The sequence below is a fragment of the Modestobacter sp. VKM Ac-2986 genome, assembly GCF_026967795.1.
In the GTDB taxonomy this organism is placed as follows: Bacteria; Actinomycetota; Actinomycetes; order Mycobacteriales; family Geodermatophilaceae; genus Modestobacter.
Window position 1 is genome coordinate 137,166 of sequence record NZ_JAPVBH010000007.1, and the last position, 21,425, is coordinate 158,590.

22 protein-coding genes are annotated in these 21,425 nt (G+C 76.1%); 6 read left to right on the forward strand and 16 right to left on the reverse strand.

Going from position 1 to position 21,425, the window contains the following annotated elements; translation table 11 throughout:
- The first annotated feature begins 6 nt into the window (after positions 1–6).
- Positions 7–381 carry a DUF1801 domain-containing protein gene (locus O2W14_RS17690; protein ID WP_269177435.1) on the forward strand — a complete coding sequence of 125 codons (375 nt, stop codon included), beginning with the start codon at positions 7–9 and terminating at the stop codon, positions 379–381.
- A 12-nt stretch (positions 382–393) separates the two neighbouring features.
- Here the strand turns inward: O2W14_RS17690 and O2W14_RS17695 are convergent, their stop codons facing one another.
- Positions 394–987 (reverse strand): TetR/AcrR family transcriptional regulator, encoded by a 594-nt coding sequence (locus tag O2W14_RS17695; protein ID WP_269177436.1) that lies wholly within the window; start codon positions 985–987, stop codon positions 394–396.
- A 108-nt stretch (positions 988–1,095) separates the two neighbouring features.
- Here O2W14_RS17695 and O2W14_RS17700 point away from each other — a divergent pair, with 108 nt between their 5' ends.
- Entirely contained in the window at positions 1,096–2,733 is a 1,638-nt protein-coding gene (locus tag O2W14_RS17700) for an MFS transporter (RefSeq protein WP_269177437.1), read from the forward strand.
- Here O2W14_RS17700 and O2W14_RS17705 read toward each other — a convergent pair.
- Entirely contained in the window at positions 2,628–3,299 is a 672-nt protein-coding gene (locus O2W14_RS17705; protein ID WP_269177438.1) for a hypothetical protein, read from the reverse strand. The two genes, O2W14_RS17700 and O2W14_RS17705, sit on opposite strands and share 106 nt — an antisense overlap.
- Before the next feature lie 19 nt (positions 3,300–3,318).
- Here O2W14_RS17705 and O2W14_RS17710 point away from each other — a divergent pair, with 19 nt between their 5' ends.
- Together O2W14_RS17710 and O2W14_RS17715 are read left to right on the forward strand one after the other, a co-directional pair.
- On the forward strand, positions 3,319–3,588 hold the full coding sequence (locus O2W14_RS17710) for a hypothetical protein (RefSeq protein WP_269177439.1): 270 nt from the start codon (positions 3,319–3,321) through the stop codon (positions 3,586–3,588).
- Positions 3,589–3,624: 36 nt separating this feature from the next.
- Entirely contained in the window at positions 3,625–4,506 is an 882-nt protein-coding gene (locus O2W14_RS17715) for an NAD-dependent epimerase/dehydratase family protein (protein ID WP_269177440.1), read from the forward strand.
- Between the two features lie 48 nt (positions 4,507–4,554).
- On the opposite strand, the gene eutC is transcribed toward O2W14_RS17715, so the two are convergent.
- The 4 genes from eutC to O2W14_RS17735 all read right to left on the reverse strand — a co-directional run bounded on the left by eutC (position 4,555) and on the right by O2W14_RS17735 (position 9,187).
- Positions 4,555–5,298: an ethanolamine ammonia-lyase subunit EutC gene (gene eutC, locus O2W14_RS17720; RefSeq protein ID WP_269177441.1), complete on the reverse strand. Its 744-nt coding sequence runs from the start codon at positions 5,296–5,298 to the stop codon at positions 4,555–4,557.
- Between the two features lie 20 nt (positions 5,299–5,318).
- Positions 5,319–6,734, reverse strand: coding sequence for an ethanolamine ammonia-lyase subunit EutB (locus O2W14_RS17725; protein ID WP_269177442.1), 1,416 nt, complete (start codon positions 6,732–6,734; stop codon positions 5,319–5,321).
- A 64-nt stretch (positions 6,735–6,798) separates the two neighbouring features.
- Positions 6,799–7,749 carry a D-cysteine desulfhydrase family protein gene (locus tag O2W14_RS17730; protein ID WP_269177443.1) on the reverse strand — a complete coding sequence of 317 codons (951 nt, stop codon included), beginning with the start codon at positions 7,747–7,749 and terminating at the stop codon, positions 6,799–6,801.
- A gap of 46 nt (positions 7,750–7,795) precedes the next feature.
- Positions 7,796–9,187: an MFS transporter gene (locus tag O2W14_RS17735; protein WP_269177444.1), complete on the reverse strand. Its 1,392-nt coding sequence runs from the start codon at positions 9,185–9,187 to the stop codon at positions 7,796–7,798.
- A 232-nt stretch (positions 9,188–9,419) separates the two neighbouring features.
- Here O2W14_RS17735 and O2W14_RS17740 point away from each other — a divergent pair, with 232 nt between their 5' ends.
- A complete protein-coding gene (locus O2W14_RS17740) occupies positions 9,420–10,379 on the forward strand; it encodes a hypothetical protein (protein WP_269177445.1) in 960 nt (319 codons plus the stop codon).
- 114 nt (positions 10,380–10,493) lie between these two features.
- Here O2W14_RS17740 and O2W14_RS17745 read toward each other — a convergent pair whose 3' ends face one another.
- The 8 genes from O2W14_RS17745 to O2W14_RS17780 are packed head-to-tail and all read right to left on the reverse strand — an operon-like array spanning position 10,494 to position 18,217.
- Entirely contained in the window at positions 10,494–10,979 is a 486-nt protein-coding gene (locus O2W14_RS17745; RefSeq protein ID WP_269177446.1) for a TIGR03086 family metal-binding protein, read from the reverse strand.
- 22 nt (positions 10,980–11,001) lie between these two features.
- Entirely contained in the window at positions 11,002–11,628 is a 627-nt protein-coding gene (gene dhaL / locus O2W14_RS17750) for a dihydroxyacetone kinase subunit DhaL (protein ID WP_269177447.1), read from the reverse strand.
- On the reverse strand, positions 11,625–12,632 hold the full coding sequence (locus O2W14_RS17755) for a dihydroxyacetone kinase subunit DhaK (RefSeq protein ID WP_269177448.1): 1,008 nt from the start codon (positions 12,630–12,632) through the stop codon (positions 11,625–11,627). Before O2W14_RS17755 ends, dhaL begins: the two co-directional genes overlap by 4 nt.
- Positions 12,629–13,072, reverse strand: coding sequence for a hypothetical protein (locus O2W14_RS17760; RefSeq protein ID WP_269177449.1), 444 nt, complete (start codon positions 13,070–13,072; stop codon positions 12,629–12,631). Before O2W14_RS17760 ends, O2W14_RS17755 begins: the two co-directional genes overlap by 4 nt.
- A complete protein-coding gene (locus tag O2W14_RS17765; RefSeq protein WP_269177450.1) occupies positions 13,069–13,224 on the reverse strand; it encodes a hypothetical protein in 156 nt (51 codons plus the stop codon). The genes O2W14_RS17760 and O2W14_RS17765 overlap by 4 nt, the downstream gene beginning before the upstream one ends.
- A gap of 18 nt (positions 13,225–13,242) precedes the next feature.
- Positions 13,243–14,232, reverse strand: a complete 990-nt coding sequence (locus O2W14_RS17770) for a siderophore-interacting protein (RefSeq protein WP_269177451.1) — start codon at positions 14,230–14,232, stop codon at positions 13,243–13,245.
- 60 nt (positions 14,233–14,292) lie between these two features.
- Complete coding sequence (locus tag O2W14_RS17775; RefSeq protein ID WP_269177452.1) at positions 14,293–14,754, reverse strand: very short patch repair endonuclease; 462 nt, start codon at positions 14,752–14,754, stop codon at positions 14,293–14,295.
- A gap of 25 nt (positions 14,755–14,779) precedes the next feature.
- Positions 14,780–18,217, reverse strand: a complete 3,438-nt coding sequence (locus O2W14_RS17780; RefSeq protein ID WP_269177453.1) for a TM0106 family RecB-like putative nuclease — start codon at positions 18,215–18,217, stop codon at positions 14,780–14,782.
- Positions 18,218–18,478: 261 nt separating this feature from the next.
- Here O2W14_RS17780 and O2W14_RS17785 point away from each other — a divergent pair, with 261 nt between their 5' ends.
- Complete coding sequence (locus O2W14_RS17785; RefSeq protein ID WP_269177454.1) at positions 18,479–19,492, forward strand: LacI family DNA-binding transcriptional regulator; 1,014 nt, start codon at positions 18,479–18,481, stop codon at positions 19,490–19,492.
- 43 nt (positions 19,493–19,535) lie between these two features.
- Here the strand turns inward: O2W14_RS17785 and O2W14_RS17790 are convergent, their stop codons facing one another.
- On the reverse strand, positions 19,536–20,345 hold the full coding sequence (locus O2W14_RS17790) for an SDR family NAD(P)-dependent oxidoreductase (RefSeq protein WP_269177455.1): 810 nt from the start codon (positions 20,343–20,345) through the stop codon (positions 19,536–19,538).
- A gap of 31 nt (positions 20,346–20,376) precedes the next feature.
- The gene (locus tag O2W14_RS17795) at positions 20,377–21,423 is read right to left on the reverse strand and encodes a zinc-binding dehydrogenase (protein WP_269177456.1); all 1,047 of its coding nucleotides are present in this window, start codon (positions 21,421–21,423) and stop codon (positions 20,377–20,379) included.
- Between the last annotated feature and the right edge of the window lie 2 nt (positions 21,424–21,425).

Consider the following 21,425-nt stretch of genomic DNA (forward strand, 5'->3'; position numbering starts at 1 on the left):
GGGTGCATGGCACAGCAGACGGTCGAGGAGTTCCTCGCCGAGCTCGACCACCCCCGCGCCGACGACGTCCGCCGGCTCCGCGCGGCGATCATGGCCTCGGCCGCCGACCTCACCGAGCACGTGAAGTGGCGGGCGCCCAGCTTCTGCGCCGCCGGTGTCGACCGGGTGACCTTCCGGCTCTTCCCCGTCGACCACCTGCAGCTGGTGTTCCACCGCGGCGCCCGGCCGCAGGACACCGCGGGCTTCACCTTCCCCGACGACACGGGGTTGTTGCGCTGGGCCGACACCGACCGGGCCGTGCTCACCCTCGGCGACAGCGCGGACGTCGCGGCGAAGGAGGCGGCGATCGTCGAGCTGGTGGAGCGCTGGGTGCGGGTCTGACCCCTTCCGGGCTCAGTTCCCGTCCGGCGGGACGTCGCCGGCCACCAGTGGCCCGTCCTCCCGGCTGAGGGCGAGCAGGAGGTCCCGCACGCGCTGCAGTCGCTCGGGGTCCAGGTCACCCTCGAAGACCCCGGCCAGCCCGGCGCCGTCGGCGGCGGCGGTGAGCAGCAGGACACGCTGCGGGTCCAGCCCGTCGGCGGCGAACGCCGCACGCCAGCGGCGCGCGTCGGCGCGCAGCAGCTCGCGCACCCCGGGCACCCCGACGAGCGCGGCGCCGAGCAGGAGGTGCTCGGGCACCGGCTGGTCGGTGCGCAGCTCATCGAAGCACGCGCGGACGTAGCCGCGGACCAGCCGGCCCGGTGCGTGGTCGGTCGGCTCGGTGGCCTCGCGCACGGCGACGGCGAAGTGCTCCAGCAGGTCCTCGGCGACGGCCACCAGCAGCTGCTCCCGGGAGCGGAAGTGGTGCAGCAGCCCGCCCTTGGAGATCCCGGCCCGGCGGGCGATGGCGTCGAGGCTGACCCCGGCGCCGTGCTCGGTGACCACCGCGGCGGCCGCGTCGAGCACGACGCGACGGGTCCGGGCGGTGTCCCGCACAGGAGCTGACATCGGCTCTCCGTCGTCCTGCGCCACCCGGGACGGGCAGCGGTGGACGTCACATCATCCTCCCGACCATCTGGTCGGTACAACCGACCAGATGGTCGGTAGAGTGGCGTCATGTCGTCCTCCATCCCAGGCACCGACCAGACAGCGGCCGGCACACCTCCGGTGCGCGCCCGGACGTGGGCCGCGGTGGGTGCGCTCACGCTCGCGGTGACCCTGCTGGCGGTGGACGGCACCGTCCTGGCCCTGGCCGCCCCCGCCCTCACCGCCGACCTCGCACCGTCGGCCACCCAGCTGTTGTGGATCGGCGACGCGTACTCCTTCGCCCTGGCCGGCCTGCTGATCAGCATGGGCACGCTCGCCGACCGGCTCGGGCGCCGCCGGCTGCTGTTGATCGGGGTCACCGGCTTCGGCCTGGCGTCGCTGCTCGCTGCGTTCGCCCCCACCGCCGGCTGGCTCATCGCCGCCCGCGTGCTGCTGGGCGTGGCCGGCGCGACGTTGATGCCCTCGACGCTGTCGATCATCCGCAACCTGTTCCCCGACGCCCGGCAGCGGACCCGGGCCATCGCCGTCTGGGCCGCCGGGAGCTCGGGCGGCGCCGCACTGGGACCCCTGATCGGCGGCGCGCTGCTCGAGCACTTCTGGTGGGGGTCGGTGTTCCTGATCAACCTCCCGGTCATGGCCGGGGTCCTGGTGGCCGTCGCGCTCCTGGTGCCCGAGTCCCGCGACCCCCGGCCCGGGCGGTTCGACCTGCCCAGCGCTGCACTGTCGGTGCTGTCGATCGTCCCGCTGGTGTGGGCGGTGAAGCACACCGCGCAGTCCGGCGCCGACCTCGCGGGGCTGGCCACCGTCGTCCTGGGGTTGGCCAGCGGGCTGACGTTCGTGCGCCGGCAGCGCCGGCTCACCAGCCCCCTGGTCGACGTCACCCTGTTCGCTCGGCCGGCGTTCAGCGGGACGCTGCTGGCCAGCCTGATCGCGGTCTTCGCCTTCAGCGGGCTGCTGTTCTTCTTCTCCCAGTACCTGCAGCTGGTGCAGGGCTGGTCACCGCTGCATGCCGGGCTGCGCGAGCTGCCGCTGACCATCGCCGCGGTCGCGGTGGTCGCCATCGTGGCCCCGCTCGTCGCCCGGCTCGGCCTGGGCCGCACCCTCGGTCTCGCGCTCCTCGTCGCCGCCGCAGGGATGGCGGTCCTCGCGGTCGCGGAGGGGGCGGCAGGGTATGCGTGGCTGGCCGTCGGCCTGGTGATCGTCGGCCTGGGCATCGGCGTCACGTTCACCACCGCCACGGACGCCGTCCTGGGTGCCGTGCCGCCGCGCCGGGCCGGTGCTGCGTCGGCGCTGTCGGAGATGTCCTACGAGCTCGGGATCGCGCTGGGCATCGCCCTGCTCGGCACGCTGCACACCCTGGTGTACCGGGCAGCCCTGCCCGACCTCACCGCCCTGCCGCCGGCCGAGGCCGGCGCCGCGCGGGAGTCGCTCGCCACCGCCTCCGCCGCGGCCCTGGACGACGAGCTGCTCACCGCCGCCCGCACGGCGTTCGGCTCCGCCATGCAGGTGACGTCGGCGATCGCCGCCGTGCTGCTGGTCGTTGCGGCCGTCGTCGCCTGGCGACTCGTGCCCTCACCCCGCGGCACAGGCGACCGGACCGCTCAGCCGCAGACCGGGCCGGACGGGACGTCGACCCGGATCTCGGTGCCCAGCTGCGCACCCACCAGCGGCAGGTCGTCGCCGGACCAGAAGCTCCCCGGGTCGTAGGCGGCCAGCGGCCGGCCGGCGGCCAGCAGGCCCATCGCGGTGTAGGTGGCGGCCACCAGCTCGGCGCAGAAGACGGTGTCGTTGCTCTGGTGCCGGCGCAGCCTGCCGTTGACCCAGCCGCGGGCCAGGTGCCGCGTGGTCGGGAACGGCTTGCCGTCGAGCCGGGCGATGGTGCGCAGGGCGCCGTCCTCCATCTCCCGGGTCACCCCGCCGTCGTCGGCCGGGCCGACCAGCTGGCGCAGCCAGCCCTGCTGGCCGTAGCGCTTGGCCCACACGCAGACGGCGTCGGACAGGTCGTGCAGCTGCACGCCGCGCTGGTGCCGGCCCGACCACACGTCGACCAGCGAGTGCCCGAGCTCGGCGTGCCACAGCAGCGGCGGCAGGTCCTCGAGGACGACGGCCATGCCGACGTGGTTGACCGGGGCGTTGGTGACCGTCTGGATCGCCCGGTCGGCCAGCGACGCCCCGCGGAAGACCCAGATGTCGCCGGTGCGGGTCAGGTCGACGGCCTCGGCGAGCGACAGGGCCGGCACGGACGCACGGGAGACCACACGGGAGTGAGCCACGTCACTACGCTACCGCCTCATGCGCCTGTCGAAGCTGTTCGGAGTCGCCGGGATCGTCGGAGTCGCCGCGACCGGTGCGGTGCTGGCCCGCCACGAGAGGTCGCGGCGGGCCTACTCGGCCGAGGAGGTGCGGGCCCGGCTGCAGGGCCGGGTGGCCGAGACGGCCAGCGCCTCCCTCGACCCGGACCTGGCACCGGACTGGCCGGCCGAGGTGGAGCCCCCGCGCCGCCACCCGCTGGAGGCCGCGCTCAGCGCGGTGATGCGGATCGGCCCGCTGCGCCGGTACTGAGGGAATCGGCGCGCCCGCGCCGCTCTTGGACCGGACATGGACGTCTTCCTCACCGGTGGCACCGGGCTCGTCGGTTCCGCCCTCCTCACCGCCCTGCTGGCCGACGGCCACGACGTGCACGCGCTGGCCCGCAGCGACGCCTCCGCGCGGGCACTGCAGGCCGCGGGCGCGACCGTCGTCCGCGGGTCGGTCGAGGACACCGCGCTGCTCGCCGAGGCCGCCCGCGCCGCCGACGGCTTCGTCCACACCGCGGCCACCGCCGACGGCAAGGACGCCGACCGGGACGCCGCCCTCCTCGACGCCGTCCTGCCCGCGCTGTCCGGCAGCAACAAGCCCTACGTGCACACCAGCGGTGTGTGGGTGCACGGCGCGGGCACGATCGACGAGGACACCCCCCTCGCCCCGCCGGCGCTGACCGCCTGGCGGCTGCCGCTGGACGCCCGGGTGCGGGCCGCGGCCGACGACGGCGTGCGCTCGGTCGTCATCGCCCCCGGCATCGTGTACGGCCGGGGCCTCGGCCTGCCGAACGTCGTCAAGGACGGCCCGCGCACCGACGACGGCGCCCTGGTGCTGCCCGGCAGCGGCGAGCAGACCTGGACCACGGTGCACACCGAGGACCTCGCCCGGCTCTACGTCGCCGCGCTCACCGAGGCCGCGCCCGGCGCGTACTACCTGGGCGTGAGCGGTGTGAACCCGACGGTGGCCGAGATCGGTGCGGCGGCGTCCCGCGGCGCCGGGCTCGACGAGCGCACGGTGCCCTCCACCGAGGCCGAGACCGAGGCCCGCCTGGGTCCGCTGGCCGGCGCGCTGGACATCTCCCAGCAGGCCACCGGCGCCAAGGCCCGCGCCGAGCTCGGCTGGGCCCCGACCGGCCCGTCGCTGCTGGAGGACCTCAGCTCCGGCTCGTACGCCAGCTGACTCAGGGCCCCTTCGCGGGGCCGGATCACGCCTGGACGAGGGGACGGCTCAGCTCCCGAGCGCCGTCCCCTCGTCCTTGAGCACCACGCCCGAGGCGCCCAGCTGCCGGGACGCCTGCAGCAGCGCCACCAGGGTGTCCGCGGCCTGCGCGTACCCGAGCCCGTGCGGCGGCCGGACGTTGGAGATGCAGTTGCGCTCGGAGTCCGCCCGGCCCGGCCGCGGCCCGTGCGTCAGGTACAGCCCGAGGCTGTCCGCCGAGCTCAGCCCGGGCCGCTCCCCCACGAGGACGACGACGATCGCCGCGCCCAGCGCCTGCCCGACCGGGTCACCGAGGGCCACCCGCCCCTGGTGCGCCAGCACCACCGGCGCCACCGACCACCCGGGCAGCCGCTCGAGCACCGCCGCGACCGTGCCCGCGGCGTGCTCGTGCACCGCCCGGGGCGAGAGCCCGTCAGCGACCACCAGCGCCAGGTCGTGCTCCCCGGCGGGCAGTTCCGTGCCCGGCGCCAGCCGTCGTCCCAGGTCCGGGCGCTGCAGGTAGGTGGTGCGGTCCGGTGCCGCGCTGTGCACCTCGAGCACGTCCAGCCCGACGCCCGCCGCGGTCAGTGCAGCGCGCACCCGGTCGGCGTCCAGGGCGGTGTGCACGGCGTCCCGGGCGGCGGCGTGCGCGGCCCGGAACTCCAGCTCCCGCGCCGTCGGCAGCCCGTCCCCGGCCCGCCCCAGCGCCACCCGCGCCCGCGTCGCCCTCCGCAGCACCGCCCACGGGTCGCCCTCAGGGGCGGAAGTGGCCACTTCCTCCCTGTCGTGGTCGGTCACGGGCGGGCGGCGGCGAGGAGGGCGCGGGCGGGCACGGAGTCCGGCGCCAGGTCGCGGACGCGGCCGGTGTCGTCGAGCAGGTCCATCCGCGCCAGCCACGCCTCGAACTCCGGGGCGGGGCGCAGGTCCAGCACCGACCGGGCGGTGAGCACGTCGGTGAACGACAGCGACTGGTAGTGCAGCATCACGTCGTCCGAGCCGGGGACGGCGATGACGAACGCGCAGCCCGCGGCGCCGAGCAGGAGCAGCAGGGCGTCGGTGTCGTCGCCGTCGACGTCGGTGTGGTTGGTGTAGCAGACGTCCACGCCCATCGGCAGGCCGAGCAGCTTGCCGCAGAAGTGGTCCTCCAGCCCGGCCCGCACCACCTGCTTGCCGTCGTAGAGGTACTCCGGGCCGATGAAGCCGACCACGGTGTTGACCAGCAGCGGGTCGAAGTGCCGGGCGACGGCGTAGGCGCGGCACTCCAGGGTCTGCTGGTCGACCGCCCGGCCGTCGACGCCACGGTGCGCGTCGGCCGACAGCGCCGAGCCCTGCCCGGTCTCGAAGTAGGTGACCTGCCGCCCCACCGTGCCGCGGCCCAGCGCCAGCGCGCCGGCACGGGCCTCGGCCAGCTGGTCCAGGGTGATCCCGAAGCCGCGGTTGCCCGCCTGGGTGCCGGCGATCGAGGCGAACACCAGGTCGACCGGGGCGCCGGCCTCCAGCGCCCGCAGCGTGGTGGTCACGTGGGCCAGCACGCAGGACTGGGTGGGGATCTCGTAGCGGCCGATCACCGCGTCGACCAGCTCCAGCAGCGCGACCGTCTGCGCCGGGGAGTCGGTGGCCGGGTTGATCCCGATGACGGCGTCCCCGCTGCCGTGCAGCAGCCCGTCCAGGATCGAGGCGGTCACCCCGACCGGGTCGTCGGTGGGGTGGTTGGGCTGCAGCCGCGACGCCATCCGCCCAGGCAGGCCGAGCGTGCTGCGAAAGCCGGTGACGACGCGGGTGCGACGAGCCACGGCGACCAGGTCGGCGGTGCGCATCAGCTTGGACACCGCGGCCACCATCTCCGGGGTGAGGCCGCGGGCCAGCGAGCTGATCGCGGTCTCGTCACGTTCGGCGGCGCGGGCCAGCAGCCAGTCGCGGAACTCCCCCACGGTCAGCGCGGCGACCGGGGCGAAGGCCAGCGGGTCGTGGGTGTCGAGGACCAGCCGGGTGACGTCGTCCTCGTCGTAGCCGACCACCTGCTCGGTCAGGAACGTGGCCAGCGGGACGTCGGCGAGCACCAGCTGTGCGGCGACCCGCTGGGCCTGCGACTCCGCGGCGATCCCGGCGAGGACGTCACCGGAGCGGGCGGGTGTGGCCTTCGCCAGCAGGTCCGACAGCGAGGCGAACTCGTGGGTGTGCCCGCCCAGCGTCGTCCGGCGGATGGTCACCGGCCCACCTCACCGCCTCCGCGGGCGAGGAGTCAACGGGGTGCGACGGAACGGAACACGGCGTTCACGCACTCCCCAGCGCCCGGGACGCCAGCTCGGCGGCGTACGGGTGGCCGAACAGCCCCGGCAGCCCGCCGCTGTGCAGGAACACCGTGCGCCGCCCGGGCCGCACGCTGCCGTCGGCGACCGCGGCCGTCAGCCCGGCCATCGCCTTGCCCGTGTAGACCGGCTCCAGCACCAGGCCCTCGGTGCGCGCCGCGGTCCGCATCGCGGTCGCACCGGCCTCGGTGAGCGCGCCGTAGCCCTCCCCCACCTGGTCCCGCCGCAGCCGCAGCCCGCCGACGGTCGCGCCCAGCGCGGTGGCCAGCTCGGTGACCCGCTCCGCGGGGTCGGGCACCGCACCCGTGTCGACGCCCAGCACCCGCTCCGCGCCGAGCCCGGCGACCAGGCCGGCCATCGTGCCGCCGGAGCCGACGGCGACGACGACGGTGTCCAGGTCCGGCGCCTGCTCGGCCAGCTCCCCGGCGCAGGCCAGGTAGCCGCGGGCACCCGTCGGCGTGGAGCCGCCCAGCGGCAGGACGGCGGGCACCTCGCCGGCGTCCCGGAGCTCGACGGTGACGGCGGCGATCCGTGCCTGCGCGTCCTCGCCCGGGGGCACCAGCACCACCCGGGCGCCGAACAGCTCCTCCAGCGCCAGGTTGCCCGGCCGGGCGGCGTCGGCGGCGCCGGTGAGCACGAGGACCGACGACAGCCCGCGCACGGCCGCGGCGGCCGCGGTCATCCGGGCGTGGTTGGACTGCACGCCCCCGGTGGTGACCAGCACCGTGGCCCCGGCCGCCTCCGCCTCGCCGACCAGGTGCTCGAGCTTGCGCACCTTGTTGCCCCCGGCGAAGGAGGTCAGGTCGTCACGCTTGAGCCACAGGTCGCCGGGCTCCAGCCCGAGGGCGACGGCCAACCGGGGCGCGGGGTCCAGCGGCGTCGGCCAGGTCGACAGGTGCACGGGAGGGGTGGTCATGGGGACTCAGCTTCGCCCCTGCACGACCCGCCGGCCAGCGGCGGGGTCAGCCCACCTCGAGCAGCTCGAGGTCGCGGATGTAGTTGCCCGCCCCGCTGCGCACCCGAGACGCCAGGGCGGTTTCACCGCCCGGGCGGAGCTGGACCGCGACCGGGCGTCGCCCGAAGAGCACCGGCTGCGCCCAGCCCGGGATCGCGGGCAGCACCGGACGCCGGACTGCGGAGCCCTCGATGCCCAGCACCAGGACAGCGGCGAGCACGGCCATCACCGCGACCGTGCCGAGCGCGGTGGGCAGCCCGGCACGCTCGGCGAGGAGACCGATCACCGGCGGTCCGCCGAGCAGGCCGGTGTAGCCCACCGTGGTGGCCAGGGCCACGCCGGAGGGGCCGCCGAGCGCACCGGCCCGGGCGATGGCCAGCGGGAACACGTTCGCCAGGCCGAGCCCGACGAGGACGAACCCGGCCAGCGCCACCGGCAGGGACGACGTCGTGACCGCGGCCAGGGCCCCGGCCGCGGCCAGGAGCGCGCCGCCGACCAACAGCCGCCGCTCACCGACCGCGACCACCAGGCGGCCACCGGCCAGCCGGCCCACGGCCATCGCCGAGGAGAACCCGGCGTAGCCCGCCGCGGCGAGCGCCGGGGCAGCGTGCACCTGTTCACGCAGGTGCAGGGCACCCCAGTCGCTGAGGGCGCCCTCCCCGTAGGCGGTCGCCCCGGCCACGGAACCCAGCAGCACCAGGACACCGGTCGGCCGCCGTCCCGGCGCGGCACCGCCGGGGACGACGAGCGGCTCGGCTCCCGGCCGGCCGGCGTCGGAGGCGACGAGGACCGGCCCCACCCAGGTCATCGCGGCCAGGCCCACCAGGGCCACTCCGACCAGGTGCGGCGCGACGCCGACGACGGCGGAGGCCAACCCGCCGATCAGCGCGCCGAGCAGTCCGCCGGCGCTGAAGGCGGCGTGCAGGCCGGAGAGCTGCGGCCGTCCGGCCCGTGCCTCGACCCGGACGCCGACGCTGTTGGCGGCCACGTTGACCGCGCCGGTGGTGGCGCCGAAGACGAGCAGGGTCGCGCACAGTGCCGGCACCGAGGTGGCGAAGCCGGGGAGGGCTGCACAGGCACTCGCGCCGATCCCGGCCAGCGCGCTGGTCCTGCCGGTGCCGAACCGGCGGCACACCGCGGCACTGAGCTGCATGCACGCCAGCGCGCCGAGTGACAGGCAGAGCAGGGCCACGCCGAGCGCGGTGTGGCCGGCGCCGGTCGCGGCGCTGACGTCGGGGACGCGGGCCGCCCAGCTGCCGAAGACGAAGCCGTCGAGACCGAACAGGACGGCGACGGCGACGCGCAGCCGGGACAGCGAGGGTGGTGCCGTCCGGACCCCGGGTGCGCGGAGTCGGGACGGGGTCCGGGTACGGGACGGGGAGGGACCGGGAACGGACATGAGGACCTTCACGGGAGAACGCGCGGCGCAGGAGCACGCGCGGCACCGGGGTGCGGCGGGCGGGGGTCGGAGAGCACACGACCTCGGGCGCTGACTTCCACCGTGCCAGCCGGGTGCGACCGATGCGTGTCGCGGAGGCGTGAGTGTCACCACGCCGTCGCCCCACCCTGCTCAGCCGGTCCACCGGTCCACTGCGGTTGCCGGGCGGGCCCGCGACGTACAGGCTCCGGTGATGACCGGGACCCTGACCCGGGGGCTGCTGGCCGGCGCCGCCGGCACCACCGCCCTCACCGCTGCCACCTACCTCGACATGACCCTGCGCGGTCGCCCGGCCAGCACCGTGCCCGAGCAGACCGTCCAGGCCCTGCTCGCGGCCACCGGCCAGCGGCTGACCGGGTCCGGGGGTGAGCGGGCCAGCCGGGCCACCGGCCTCGGTGCGCTGCTGGGCATCGCCAACGGGCTCACCGTCGGGGTGGTGTCCAGCCTGGTCCGCTCCGCCGGCGTGCGGATGCCCTTCCCGGTGGGCTCGGTGGTCAAGGGCGCGGCGTCGATGGCCACCACCGACGTCCCCGTCGCCCTGCTCGGCGTGAGCGACCCGCGCACCTGGTCGCGCGAGGACTGGGTCGCCGACGCCCTGCCGCACCTGGCCTACGGCGCGGCCGTGCAGGCGGTCGTGCAGAGCCTGCCGACGCCGAAGGAGCGGGTGCTGCCCCGGCAGGGGGCCTCCGCCGACCTGGTGCGCCGCTCGCTGCTGCTGGGCATCGCCACCGGCAGCCGCAGCTCGCTGGGTCTGGCTGCCCCGACGCTCACCGCGGCCGACACCGGGGCGCTGAAGAAGGTCGCCTCGTTCGCCTCGCTGGCCGGTGAGCTGTACGGCGACAAGCAGCCCAGCACCCCCGACCGCACCAGCGGTGCCGGCCTGCCGCCCCGGCTGGCCAGCGGCGCCACCGGGGCGGGGCTCCTGGCCCGGCGGCAGGGCGCGAACGCCGCCTGGCCGGTGGTCGCCGGCATGGTCGGTTCGGCGGCCGGCTCGTTCGGCGGGCTGGCCTGGCGGCAGTGGGCGAGCACCCGGATGCCCGACCTGCGGGCCGGGCTGATCGAGGACGGCGTCGCCCTCGCCCTGGCCGCGGCCGCCTGTCTGCCCGGCCGTCGCCGCTCGACCCGGCTCACCCTGGTCAAGCCGCTGGACTGAGCGTCAGGGCGTCCAGCGCGGGTCGCGGCCGGTGAGCCCGAGCGCCCGGTCGGCCGCGGGCGCGGCGTCCGGCACGGGCACCGCGGGGCCGTACCAGCCGCCGTCGCGGCCCAGCTACGCGATCGGCTCCACCGCGGCCAGCGTGGCCTCGCCCAGCGCGGCCGGGACGTCGTAGGGCGCCCCGACCGCGCGGGCGAGGTCCCAGCCGTGCAGCACGAACTCGGCCAGCATCAGCGGTCCGACGACGGCGGCCGGCATGGGCGTGGCGCCCATCAGCGTCTCGCCCTCCCAGGCGGCCGGGTCGGCCCACGCGTCGGCGGCGGTGTCGAGCTCGGCGGGCACCGCGGCCGCCCACTGCTCCACCGGCAGCCCGTCCAGGAACGGCGCGGGGGTGAGGCTGTCCGGGTCGTGCTCCAGCGGCATCCGCACCGCGGCCCGCTGGGACAGCACCGCGGCCCACGCCAGGTGGTCCAGCAGCGCACGGACGTCGAAGTCGCGGCACGGCGTCGGTGCGGTGAGCAGCTCGGGGGTCACCGCCGCCAGCGCGGTCGAGGCGAGGTCGGCGGCGGCGCGCACCGCGGACGGTGGGATCGCGGTCATGCCGCCACCCTGCCCGACGGCCTCAGCCGTCGAGCGCGCGGGCGCCGGCCCGGAAGAACAGCGCGACCGCGAGCGCACCGGGGTCGAGGACCCCGCGGGCGACCTCACCGACGTAGCTGGCCCGCCCCCGTCGGGCGACGAGGTCCTCGGTCGAGGCGGCTCCTGCCTCGGCGGCCTCGGCCGCGGCGGTGAGCGCCTGCTGCGGCCCGGTGCCCGTGGCGTCGGTGAGCGCCGCGACGGCGGGGACCATCGCGTCGACCATCGTCTTGTCGCCCACCTCGGCACCGCCCAGCCGCTGCACGGTGGCCGTGCCCTCCCGCACCCCCTCGGCCAGCTGGGTGACGTCGGCCGGGTCGGTCTCCGGCAGCGCCCGGGACAGCGCCCGGAACCACATGCCGAACAGCGGGCCGCTGGTGCCGCCGGTGTCCAGGAACGCGTCGGACACCGCGGCGAACACGGCGCGGGCGGTCTGGGGGTCGGCGGCCAGCCGCTGCTGCACCTTGCCCAGCGCCGAGCGCAGGTTGGCGCCGAAGTCGCCGTCCCCGGCGGCACGGTCCAGCTCGGTCAGCCGGGCGCGCTCCCGCTCGAAGTCGGTGGCGAAGGCGTCGACCCAGCGGCGGGCGAAGGCACGGTCCAGCGTGGCGGTCATCGGGTCTCCCAGGTCAGCGCGGTGGTGGTGACGGCGTCGTCCCAGAGCCCGAGCAGCTCGTCGTCGGCGCGCACGAGGGTGACCGAGGCGCCGGCCATGTCCAGGGCGGTGACGTAGGGGCCGACCAGGCTGCGCGCGACGGCGACGCCGCGGGCCTCCAGCAGCGCGGCGACCTCACGGAAGACGACGTAGAGCTCGAGCAGGTGGGTGGAACCCAGGCCGTTGACGACGACGACCGCCCGGTCGCCGTCGGCCAGCCCGAGTGCGGCGACCAGCGGCTCGGTGAGCGCGCCGACCAGCTCGTGCGCCGAGGCCATGGGGCGCCGGTCGATGCCGCGCTCGCCGTGGATGCCGACGCCGTGCTCGACCTCGTCGGCGGCCAGGTCGAAGGAGCGCACGTCCTCGCCCGGGTGCACCGCGCCCTCCAGCGCGACGGCCATGCTGCGGGCGCCGGCGACGACCCGGCGGCCCAGCTCGGCCACCTCGGCCAGCGGCAGCCCGCGCGCCGCGGCGGCGCCGCACACCTTCTCCACCACGACCGTGGCCGCGGTGCCCCGGCGGCCCGGCCCGTCGTCGGACTCGCTGGCCAGGTCGTCGTCGACCAGCACGGTCTCGACCTCGATGCCCTCCTCGGCGGCGATCTCGGCCGCGATCCGGAAGTTGAGCACGTCGCCGGTGTAGTTCTTCACGACCAGCAGCACGCCGGCACCCCGGTCGACCCCGCGGACGGCGGCGACCACCTGCAGCGCGGTCGGGCTGGCGAACACCGCACCCGGGACGGCGGCGTCGAGCATCCCGGGGCCGACGAACCCGCTGTGCAGCGGCTCGTGCCCCGACCCGCCACCGGACACCAGCGCGACCCGGCGGTCGGTCCCCCCGGCCGCGGACTCCAGCCACAGCGGGTCGCGGTGCAGGCGGAGACGGCCGGCCGAGGCGGTGACCAGGCCCTCCAGCGCCTCGACCACCAGGTCGTCAGGGTCGTTGAGGAACTTCTTGACGCTCACGGGGACCGATCCTGCACCTCGTCGGCGTCGGCCGCCCGGTCAGCGGCCGCAGCGTCGGCCACCCCGAGCAGCCAGCCCGGGCCGGCGGTGCGGGCGGCCGCGGGCAGCCGGGAGCGCAGCTCCCGGTCGGCGGTGACCACCAGGAGGTCGTCGTCGCCCTCGACCAGGTCGGCGGCCACCGCGGCGAGGGCGTCGTCCCCGCTGCCGGGGGCACGCACCAGCCGCAGCCCGGGCGGGGCGGCGACGTCCCGCGCACGGCCCTCGACCACGGCGACCAGCGCGGTCACCGGTACCGGCGCCCCGTCGGGGCCGACGACGTCGGAGCCGGGCAGCAGCGCCAGCCGGTCGAGCAGCCGGGCGGTCGCGCCGGCGCGGTCCCGCCACCAGCCGTCGGGCCGGGCGCCGACGGTGTTCGCCACGTCGACCAGCAGCACCGTCACCGGCGGCGCGAGCCCCCGGCGTAGGCGGTGACGACCAGACAGACGACGCCGATCACGGCCAGCCACAGCAGGCCCTTGACGATGAAACCGATGACGGTGAGGGCGACCCAGACCGCGAACAGGACCAGCAGGACGAGCAGGAAGGGACGCACCCGGCCGACGGTACGAGCTCAGGCGCCCTCGGCGGCGCCCCGGCGCCAGTAGCCCATGAAGGCCACCGAGGTGCGCGGGATGCCCAGGTCGCGCACCAGCCGGCGGCGCAGCGCCTTGACCATGCCCGCCTCCCCGGCCAGCCAGGCGTAGCAGCCGGTCGGCCGGACGTCGGGCACCTCCCACAGCATGCCGCCGTCGAGGTCGACGTCCTCGGGCTCCTGCCCGGCACCGGCCCGGGCGAGCCCGAGGCTGCACAGCGCGGCGTGCACGGCCGGGCCGAGGGCCGCGCCGTGCCCACGCGTGCCGCGGACCAGCCAGTGGACCTCGATGCCCGGGGCGAGGTCGAGGGAGAGGACGTCGCCAACCTCGGGGACCTCGAGCACGGCGACCGTGCGGCGGCCGCCGGGCAGCGCCTCGAGGATGGCGCTGATCGCCGGGACCGCAGTCTCGTCGCCGGCGAGGACGAGGGTGCCGTCGGCCGGCGGGGCCCACTCGACGCCCCAGGCGCGGCCGCTGGCGGCGCTGCGCGGACGGGGCCGGTCGGGGCCGAGCAGCACGATCGGGTCGCCGACCCGGGCGGCGGCCGCCCAGCTGGCGGCCGGGCCCGCGTTGCCACCGTCGACGCCGTGCAGGACGACGTCGACGTCGAGCTCGGCGAGGTCGGGGCGGGCGGCGCGCACGGTGTAGGTGCGCAGGTGCGGGCGGCGGTCGTCGGGCAGCGCGCAGTACTCGGCGTACCAGTTCGGGCCGTCGGTGAGCAGGTCGGTGACCGGGGAGCCGTCGCGGGAGAGCACCAGCTTGATCCGCTGGTCGTCGCGGCCGGCGCCGAAGCGGGCCAGCTCGGGACCGGCGAGGGTGAGCCGCAGGAAGCTCGGGCTCAGCCGCTGCACGCGGGCGACGGTGACGTCGAAGAAGCGGTACCCGGGGGCGGCGACGGGCTCGGGGACCACGCGCAGTGCCGGCTCGGCGACCGCCGTCCCGGTGGCCTCGCGCAACGCGGTGGTCATCGCTGTCTCCCGAACGTCGTCGTCCCGGCAACGGCGCCACCGGATGTTGGTGAGGTTAGCCTAACCAGCATCCGCGGTCGAGGGCTGGTCCCGACCCAGTTCCGCGCAGATCCGGTCGACCACCGCGTCGGGGTCCTCGTGCTCCCAGAAGCGCAGCACGCGCCAGCCCAGCCCGGTGAGGACGGCATCGGTGCGCCGGTCGCGCGCGGTGTTCGCGGCGAGCTTCTCGGCCCACCAGCCGCCGTTGGCGGTGGGCAGGTGACCGCAACTCGGGCAGGCGTGCCAGAAGCACCCGTCGACGAAGACGACCAGCTTGCGGCCCTTCCACACGAGGTCGCCACGGGCACGCGTCTCACGGCAGGGCCGGACGTCGACCCGGTACCGGACCCCGCGGGCATGCAGACGCCGGCGCACTGCGAGCTCCGGAACCGTGTCCCGGCGGCCCTGCCGGCGGAACCGGTCGCGCACCGCCGCGGAGGTGGGCGGCGGTGCGCGGCGCAGGTCGACCGGCGGGCCGCTCACGTGGGCAGGTCGACCGGCGGGGCGCTCACGCGCCGGCCGGGGACCGCCCGGTCGCCACCTCCACCAGCCGGCAGAGCCCGTTGACCAGCCGCAGCTGGTCGGGGGTCTGCACCGGCGAGGTGAGCAGCGCCGGGCTGCCGACCAGGTAGGCGACGGTCTTGGCGCGGGACAGGGCCACGTTGAGCCGGTGCCGGTCGAGCAGGAAGTCCAGCCGGCGCGGCACGTGCGCGCCGCTGGAGGCGGCCAGCGAGAACACCGCGACCGCCGCCTCCCGCCCCTGGAACTTGTCGACCGTGCCCACCTCCACCCCGCCGAGGCCAGCTGCGGCCAGCGCGCTGCGGACCTGGTTGACCTGCGCGTTGTACGGCGTGACCACCAGGACGTCGGCGGGCCCCATCACCCGGTCGACCCCGCCGCTGTGCCAGCGCCGGCCCATCAGGTCACCGACCAGCGCGGCGACGACCGCGGCCTCCTCGGGCGAGGCGGACCCGTTGCCCTCGTGCACCACGGGGACCCAGCCGATGCCGGCCGGCGCCGCCCACCGCGCCGGTGCGTCGAGGGCGTGGTCGGCGGTGACCGGCGCCGGCTGCAGCTCCCCGCGGTAGGACAGGTCGGACACCACCCGGCACAGCGCCGGGGCCATCCGCCAGCTGCGGTCGAGGAAGACCCCGCGCTCGGCGGGGAGCACCGGGTCCTCGCCCAGCACGTGCTGCAGCGCGGACACGTCGGCGCCCTCGGGGTGGATGCCCTGGCCGGGCTGGCGCAGCTGCTGCGGGTCGCCGAGCAGGACCAGGTTGGTCGCGGCGCGGCTCACCGCCAGGGTGCGGGCCAGGGCCAGTTGCCCGGCCTCGTCGACCACGAGCACGTCGAGCCGGCCGGCGAGCTCGGGCCGGACGAACAGCCACGAGGTGCCGGCGACCAGGTCGACGTCACCGGAGTCGAGGGCGTCGACCACCTGGTTGTTGCTGGTCACGCAGCGCACGTCGGCGTCGCTGCACCGCTGCACGTCGTCGGCCTTCTGCAGCGCCCGCACCGGCACGCCGGCCTCCCGCGCGGCGACCATCACCGCGTCGAGCAGGTTGCCGATCACCTTGTGGCTGGACGCGGTCAGTCCGACCCGCCGGCCGGCGCGGACCAGCTCGACGACCGCCCGGGCGCCGGTGTACGTCTTGCCCGCACCAGGGGGGCCCTGGACGGCGAGCACCCCGCCGTCGAGCCGGCCGGCCAGCCGTTGCACCGCGGCCGCCGACCCCTCCCCCGGCTCGCGCTGCGGCGTGCCGGGCAGCAGCCGCGGCGGCCGGCGCAGCAGCAGGTCGCGGGCGGCCCGGGCGGGACCGGGACCGTCGATGCCGCTGCCGGCGACCTGCTCGCCCAGGTCGTGCAGCGCGGCGCGGAACAGCCGGTCGCTGGGCGGGGAGGTGGGCAGCAGCCCGGTCGGGTGCTCGGCCCCCAGCCCGGCGCGGCGGGCCACCACCACCCAGCCGGCCGTCGGGTCGATCTCCACGACCGAGCTGGTCGGACGGCTGCCGTCGGCGGCGGCGAGCAGGTGCTCGTAGCGGTTGCCGGCCGACACCTTCGTCTCCTGCGGCGGGAAGGTGTACCGCCAGTGCTCCGACCGCCCGGTCACCCCGAGCAGCTCCGCGCCCTCCAGCGGGCCCAGCGCCGCGGTCTCCCGCTCGAGGTCCTCGGCGGCGGAGTCCCGCAGCCGGAAGTACTCCCACCACGCGGACCGGGCCTCGCGGGCGTCCCAGCCCAGCTGCTGGGCCAGCAGCCAGGTCGCCTCCTGCTCGGGGGTGCGGCCGACCTCGGGCAGGCGTGCGAGCAGCCGGTCCTCCAGGGCCTCGCGCAGGCCCTGGGCGGCGGCGTTCTCCGCCGAGCCCTCGGGGTCGCCGTCCTCGGGCCGGCCGAGCCCCGCGCCGGTGGCCAGCAGCTCGGTGCGCCGCTCCTCCAGCCAGTCGCGCAGCTCGTGGGTGGAGACGCAGTCGTCGCGGTTGTAGGCCTCGATCTGGTCCAGCAGCTGCTGGTCGCGGGTGGCCAGCCAGCGCTCGAAGGCGACGATGCTCTCCCCGGCGTCGGACACCGTCTCGCCGTGGGCGCGGGTGTGGCCGCGGTAGTAGTCCTCGACCTGCTTGATCGAGTAGGACTCCTTGCTCAGCCGCAGCCCCTGCCGGACGACGGCGTAGAGGTCGACCAGGACGTCGGCCCGCAGCAGCCGGTCGACCTCGGCCTCCCGCGTGCCCAGCCGGGCGGACAGGGTCTTGAGCCGGGTCGGCTCGTAGGGCGCGTAGTGGTAGACGTGCATGGTCGGGTCGGCGGCGTACGCCGCGGTGAGCTGGTCGACGACGGCCTCGAAGGCGGCCCGCTCGGCGGCGGACTGGTCGTCGGCAGCCGGGTCGCAGCCCCAGTGGGCGGTGAACTCCCCTGCCGTGTCCAGCACGCCCCACAGGTACTCCAGGCCCGCGTCACCGGCGAACGGGTCGCCCTCGATGTCGAAGAAGAGGTCCCCGGAGCTGGGCGGGGGCAGCAGCTGGAAACCGCGGTCGGGCTCGCGCGGCAGGAACTCGTAGGAGGGCACGCCGGTCGTCCGCTCGTCGAGCTGGAGGCGGGCCTGCTGGGCCAGCCGCTGCGCCGACGTGCGGCCGATCGACTCCGGCAGCTCCTCGGCCCGGCGGACACCCAGCGCGGCGACCGTGGTGATGCCGGCCTCGGCCAGTGCGGTGGCGTGGTCGCGGCGCATGGTGGCCACCAGCGACAGCGAGTCCTCCGCCCGCCACCGCTCGGTGCACGTCTCCCGCCACGGGCAGACCCCGCAGTGCGCGTTCGGGTAGGGCGCTGCGAGGTCGCCGTCGGCCAGCCGCGCCAGGAAGCGCGTCCGGGCCGCCCGGGTGTAGGCCTCGGCGTCGGAGTACCGGAAGACCAGCTCCTGCTGGTCGCCGGTGACCACGGTCAGCAGCTCGGGCGGCACGCCCTGCAGGCCGGCGAGGAGGTCGCCGTAGAGCGCCATCTGCAGCAGGGCGGGCACCTTGATCCGCCGGGCGAGCTTGGTGTCGGCGACGTCGTAGGCCCACGGGCCCAGGTCGCTGACCCGGTCGGTGCGCTTGAGCAGGAAGTCGGCGTGCCCCCGCCAGGTGCCGTCGAAGAAGGTCGCCTGGTAGACGACGTCGGCGCCGGCGCGCATGGCGGCCAGCGTCTCGGCCTGGGCCCGCAGCAGCCCCGCGGCGTCCTTCCCGGCCGGACCGGCGATCTCGACCACTCTCAGGCCGCGGTCGCGCAGCCGCTGCACGTGCCGGGCCTCGTGGGCGATGCCGTGCTCGGCGACCAGCGCGGTCATCGGGTCGACCGCCGGTGGCCGGCCGCGCTCACCGCGGGCCACCTCCACCGACAGCCGGGTGAGGTGCTCGCACTCCAGGAAGCCGGTCAGGTCGCTGGCGCTGACCACCAGCCCGCCCTCGACCTCGTACACGTCTCCCCCTCTCGCCGACCCTCCGGTGGAGGAGCTCGGGCGACCGTACGACGGGGGTACGACAGTCCCTGTGGCCCCCCGCCCGGGCCCTCGGCCGAGGGGTCGGGGACCGGGCTCCCGGCCGCCTCACCTGCAAGATCACGGCAGCATGTGTCCTTCAGCCCATCGCGGCATGTGTCCTCGCCGACGGCACACCTACACCGTCGGCCCGCGCAGGGGGGTGACCGTGCGGGACGAGCCGGGCACAGGTAGGAACGAGCTGTGCCGGCGACCCTGAACTCCGTGGCCGTCGCCGCCGGGGTGAGCACCAGCACGGCGAGCCGGGCCCTGTCCGGCCACCCGGCGGTGCTGCCCTCGACCCGCGCCCGGGTCGAGGCCGCCGCGGTGGCGCTGCGGTACCAGCCCAACCGGATGGCCAGCGCCCTGCGCACCCGGCGCACCGGCCTGATCGGGCTGGTGGTCAACAACCTGCGCACGGCCACCTTCCACACGATCGCCGAGACGCTGCAGGCATGGGCGGCCGAGGAGGAGTACGAGGTCCTCGTCTGCACCACCGGTGGCGACCCGGCCCGCGAGGCGGCGTTCCTGCAGACGGTGCGCCAGCACCGCTTCGACGGCGTGGTCGTGGCGGGCAGCGGGGCCAACAGCGAGCTGGTGAACACCCTGGTCCAGGAGGGGCAGGCGGTCGTCACCATGAACCGCGAGGTGCCCGGGTCGCTGGCGCCGTCGGTGATGTCGGCCTACGAGACCGCTGCCCGGGTCGCCACCGGGCACCTGCTGGAGCTCGGGCACGTGCGGATCGCCGCGATCGAGGGCCCGCCGGACATCACCTCCGGCCGGCTGCACCACGCCGGGTTCGCCGGGGCACTGGCCGACGCGGGTGTGCCGCTGCACGAGGACCTGGTGCGCCGCGGGGACTTCACGCCCGACTTCGGGCGGCAGGCGGCCACCGAGCTGCTGGCGCTGCCCGACCCGCCGACCGCGCTGCTGATCAGCAACCACGAGGCCTCGTTCGGCGCGCTGCCGGTGATCGGCGACGGCCCGCTGCAGGTGCCCACTCAGCTCTCGGTGATCTGCACCGAGGACGAGCCGTTCTACGCCTGGTGGTCCCCGCCGCTGACCACCGTCGACAACCGCGCCGAGCTGCTGGCCCGGCGGGCCGCCGAGCTGCTGGTGGAGCAGCTCAGCGGGATGGTCGTCGACCACCCGGTCCAGCGGGCCGAGCTGGTCGACCCGGTGCTGGTCGAACGGGCCTCCACCGCGCCCGTGCGCTGACCTGCGGTCGGGACGGCGGCCACGCGGGCCGCCGTCCGGCCGGTCAGTCCTGCGGCTTGGCCATCACCTTGTGCACGGCGGCCTTGACCGAGTCGGGCAGCACGCCGGCTGCCGCGGCCTGCGCCTTGGTCGCCAGGGACGCGGCGACGACCTTGCGCTCGCCGCCCATCAGCGCCTCGAAGCCCTGCGCGGCGACGGCGTCCGCGCCGTCCTTGGGGCCCTGGCCCATGGACGTGTCCTCGAGGCCGGCCCGGTCGAAGAAGTCGGTGTCCACCGGGCCGGGCATCAGCGAGGTGACGGTGACCGCGGAGTCCTTGTCCGCCAGCTCGGCCTGCACGGCCTCGGTGAGCGACTGGACGAAGGACTTCGAGGCGTTGTAGACCGGCTGGTAGGCGCCGGGCATCGTCGAGGCGATCGAGGAGGTGACCAGGATGCGCCCGGAGTTGCGGGCGGTCATCTCGACCAGGGCGAGCTTGAGCAGCGCGGCGGTGGAGACGATGTTGAGCTGCATGATCGACAGGTCGTCGGCCCAGTCGGTGTCGACGAAGGCACCGCTCTGGCCTACGCCGGCGTTGAGCGCAGCGGCCTCCAGCGGCCGGCCGAGCGCCTGCACCGCCTCCCACAGCTGCGCGACGCCCTGCTCGGTGCGCAGGTCCGCCTGGACGGGGACCACCTGGGCACCGGAGGCCTGGATGAGCATCGCGGCCTTCTGGATGCCGGCGTCCTCGGCGTTGACCACGACGTCGTAGCCGTGCTCGGCGAACTGCTTGGCCAGCTCGAAGCCGATGCCGCTGGAGGCACCGGTCACGAGCGCGAGGGGCTTGATCTGGGGCTCGGTGACGTTCTGGGTCATGACCGTCCCCTACCCACCGGCCCCGCGTCTGTCACCCGGCCAGCATCGTCTTGATGGAGCGGCGCTCGTCCATCGCGGCGTAGCCCTCGGCGACCCGGGCCAGCGGCAGGGTCAGGTCGAACACCGCGCCCGGGTCGAGCCGGCCGCTGGTCACCCGGTCGATCAGGTCGGGCAGGTAGCTGCGCACCGGGGCGATGCCGGCCCCCACGGTGAGGTGCGAGCGGACGATCGGGAAGAGCGGCAGCTCCGGCATGGTGTGCGGGATGCCGACCGCGCCGACGTGTCCGCCGGCCCGGGCCATGCCCAGCGCCATCTCCCACGACTCCGGGGTGCCCACGGCCTCGACGACGAAGGGCACGCCGCGTCCGCCGGTGAGCGCGCGGACGGCGGCGATGCCGGCCTCGCCGCGCTCGGGGACGATGTCGGTGGCGCCGAACGTGCGCCCGAGCGCGGTGCGGTCGGCGTGCCGGCTCATCAAGATCACCCGCTCCGCACCCAGCACCTGCGTGGCGCCGAGCACCGCGCACAGCCCGACGGCGCCGTCGCCGATGACCGCGACGGTCGAGCCCTCGGTCACCCCGGCGAGCACGGCGCCGTGCAGGCCGGTGGCCATCACGTCGGTCAGCGTGAGCAGCGCGGTCAGCCGGGCGTCGTCCACACCCTCCACCCCGCCCGGGACGGCGACGAGCGTGCCGTCGGCCTGCGGCACGCGCACCGCCTCGCCCTGGCCCCCGTCAGTGCCGGGTGCGCCGAAGGTGCCGCCGTTGTCGCACTTGCTCTGCAGCCCGTCGGCGCAGGCCGGGCAGGTGTTGTCCGACCAGGTGAACGGGGCGACCACCAGGTCACCGGGGCGCACCGTGGTCACCGCCCCGCCCACGTCGGTGACGACGCCGAGGAACTCGTGGCCCTGCCGGCCACCGGCGGCGCGGGTCACGATGCCGCGGTAGGACCACAGGTCCGACCCGCAGATGCAGGAGCGCAGCACCTGCACGACGGCGTCCGTGGGCTCGGCGATGCTGGCGTCGGGGACGTCGTCCACGACGACGACGCCGGCGCCCTGGTAGAGGGCAGCACGCATGG

Excerpts from the sequence above, each read along its gene's own strand:
- O2W14_RS17735 (WP_269177444.1), bottom strand. The coding sequence starts at position 9,187 with ATGTCCGTTCCCGGTCCCTCCCCGTCCCGTACCCGGACCCCGTCCCGA.
- O2W14_RS17690 (WP_269177435.1), top strand. The coding sequence starts at position 7 with ATGGCACAGCAGACGGTCGAGGAGTTCCTCGCCGAGCTCGACCACCCC.
- O2W14_RS17745 (WP_269177446.1), bottom strand. The coding sequence starts at position 10,979 with ATGACCGCGATCCCACCGTCCGCGGTGCGCGCCGCCGCCGACCTCGCC.
- O2W14_RS17700 (WP_269177437.1), top strand. The coding sequence starts at position 1,096 with ATGTCGTCCTCCATCCCAGGCACCGACCAGACAGCGGCCGGCACACCT.
- O2W14_RS17770 (WP_269177451.1), bottom strand. The coding sequence starts at position 14,232 with ATGACCACCGCGTTGCGCGAGGCCACCGGGACGGCGGTCGCCGAGCCG.
- O2W14_RS17730 (WP_269177443.1), bottom strand. The coding sequence starts at position 7,749 with ATGACCACCCCTCCCGTGCACCTGTCGACCTGGCCGACGCCGCTGGAC.
- O2W14_RS17710 (WP_269177439.1), top strand. The coding sequence starts at position 3,319 with ATGCGCCTGTCGAAGCTGTTCGGAGTCGCCGGGATCGTCGGAGTCGCC.
- O2W14_RS17795 (WP_269177456.1), bottom strand. The coding sequence starts at position 21,423 with ATGCGTGCTGCCCTCTACCAGGGCGCCGGCGTCGTCGTCGTGGACGAC.
- O2W14_RS17715 (WP_269177440.1), top strand. The coding sequence starts at position 3,625 with ATGGACGTCTTCCTCACCGGTGGCACCGGGCTCGTCGGTTCCGCCCTC.
- dhaL (WP_269177447.1), bottom strand. The coding sequence starts at position 11,628 with ATGACCGCCACGCTGGACCGTGCCTTCGCCCGCCGCTGGGTCGACGCC.
- O2W14_RS17790 (WP_269177455.1), bottom strand. The coding sequence starts at position 20,345 with ATGACCCAGAACGTCACCGAGCCCCAGATCAAGCCCCTCGCGCTCGTG.
- O2W14_RS17740 (WP_269177445.1), top strand. The coding sequence starts at position 9,420 with ATGACCGGGACCCTGACCCGGGGGCTGCTGGCCGGCGCCGCCGGCACC.
- O2W14_RS17695 (WP_269177436.1), bottom strand. The coding sequence starts at position 987 with ATGTCAGCTCCTGTGCGGGACACCGCCCGGACCCGTCGCGTCGTGCTC.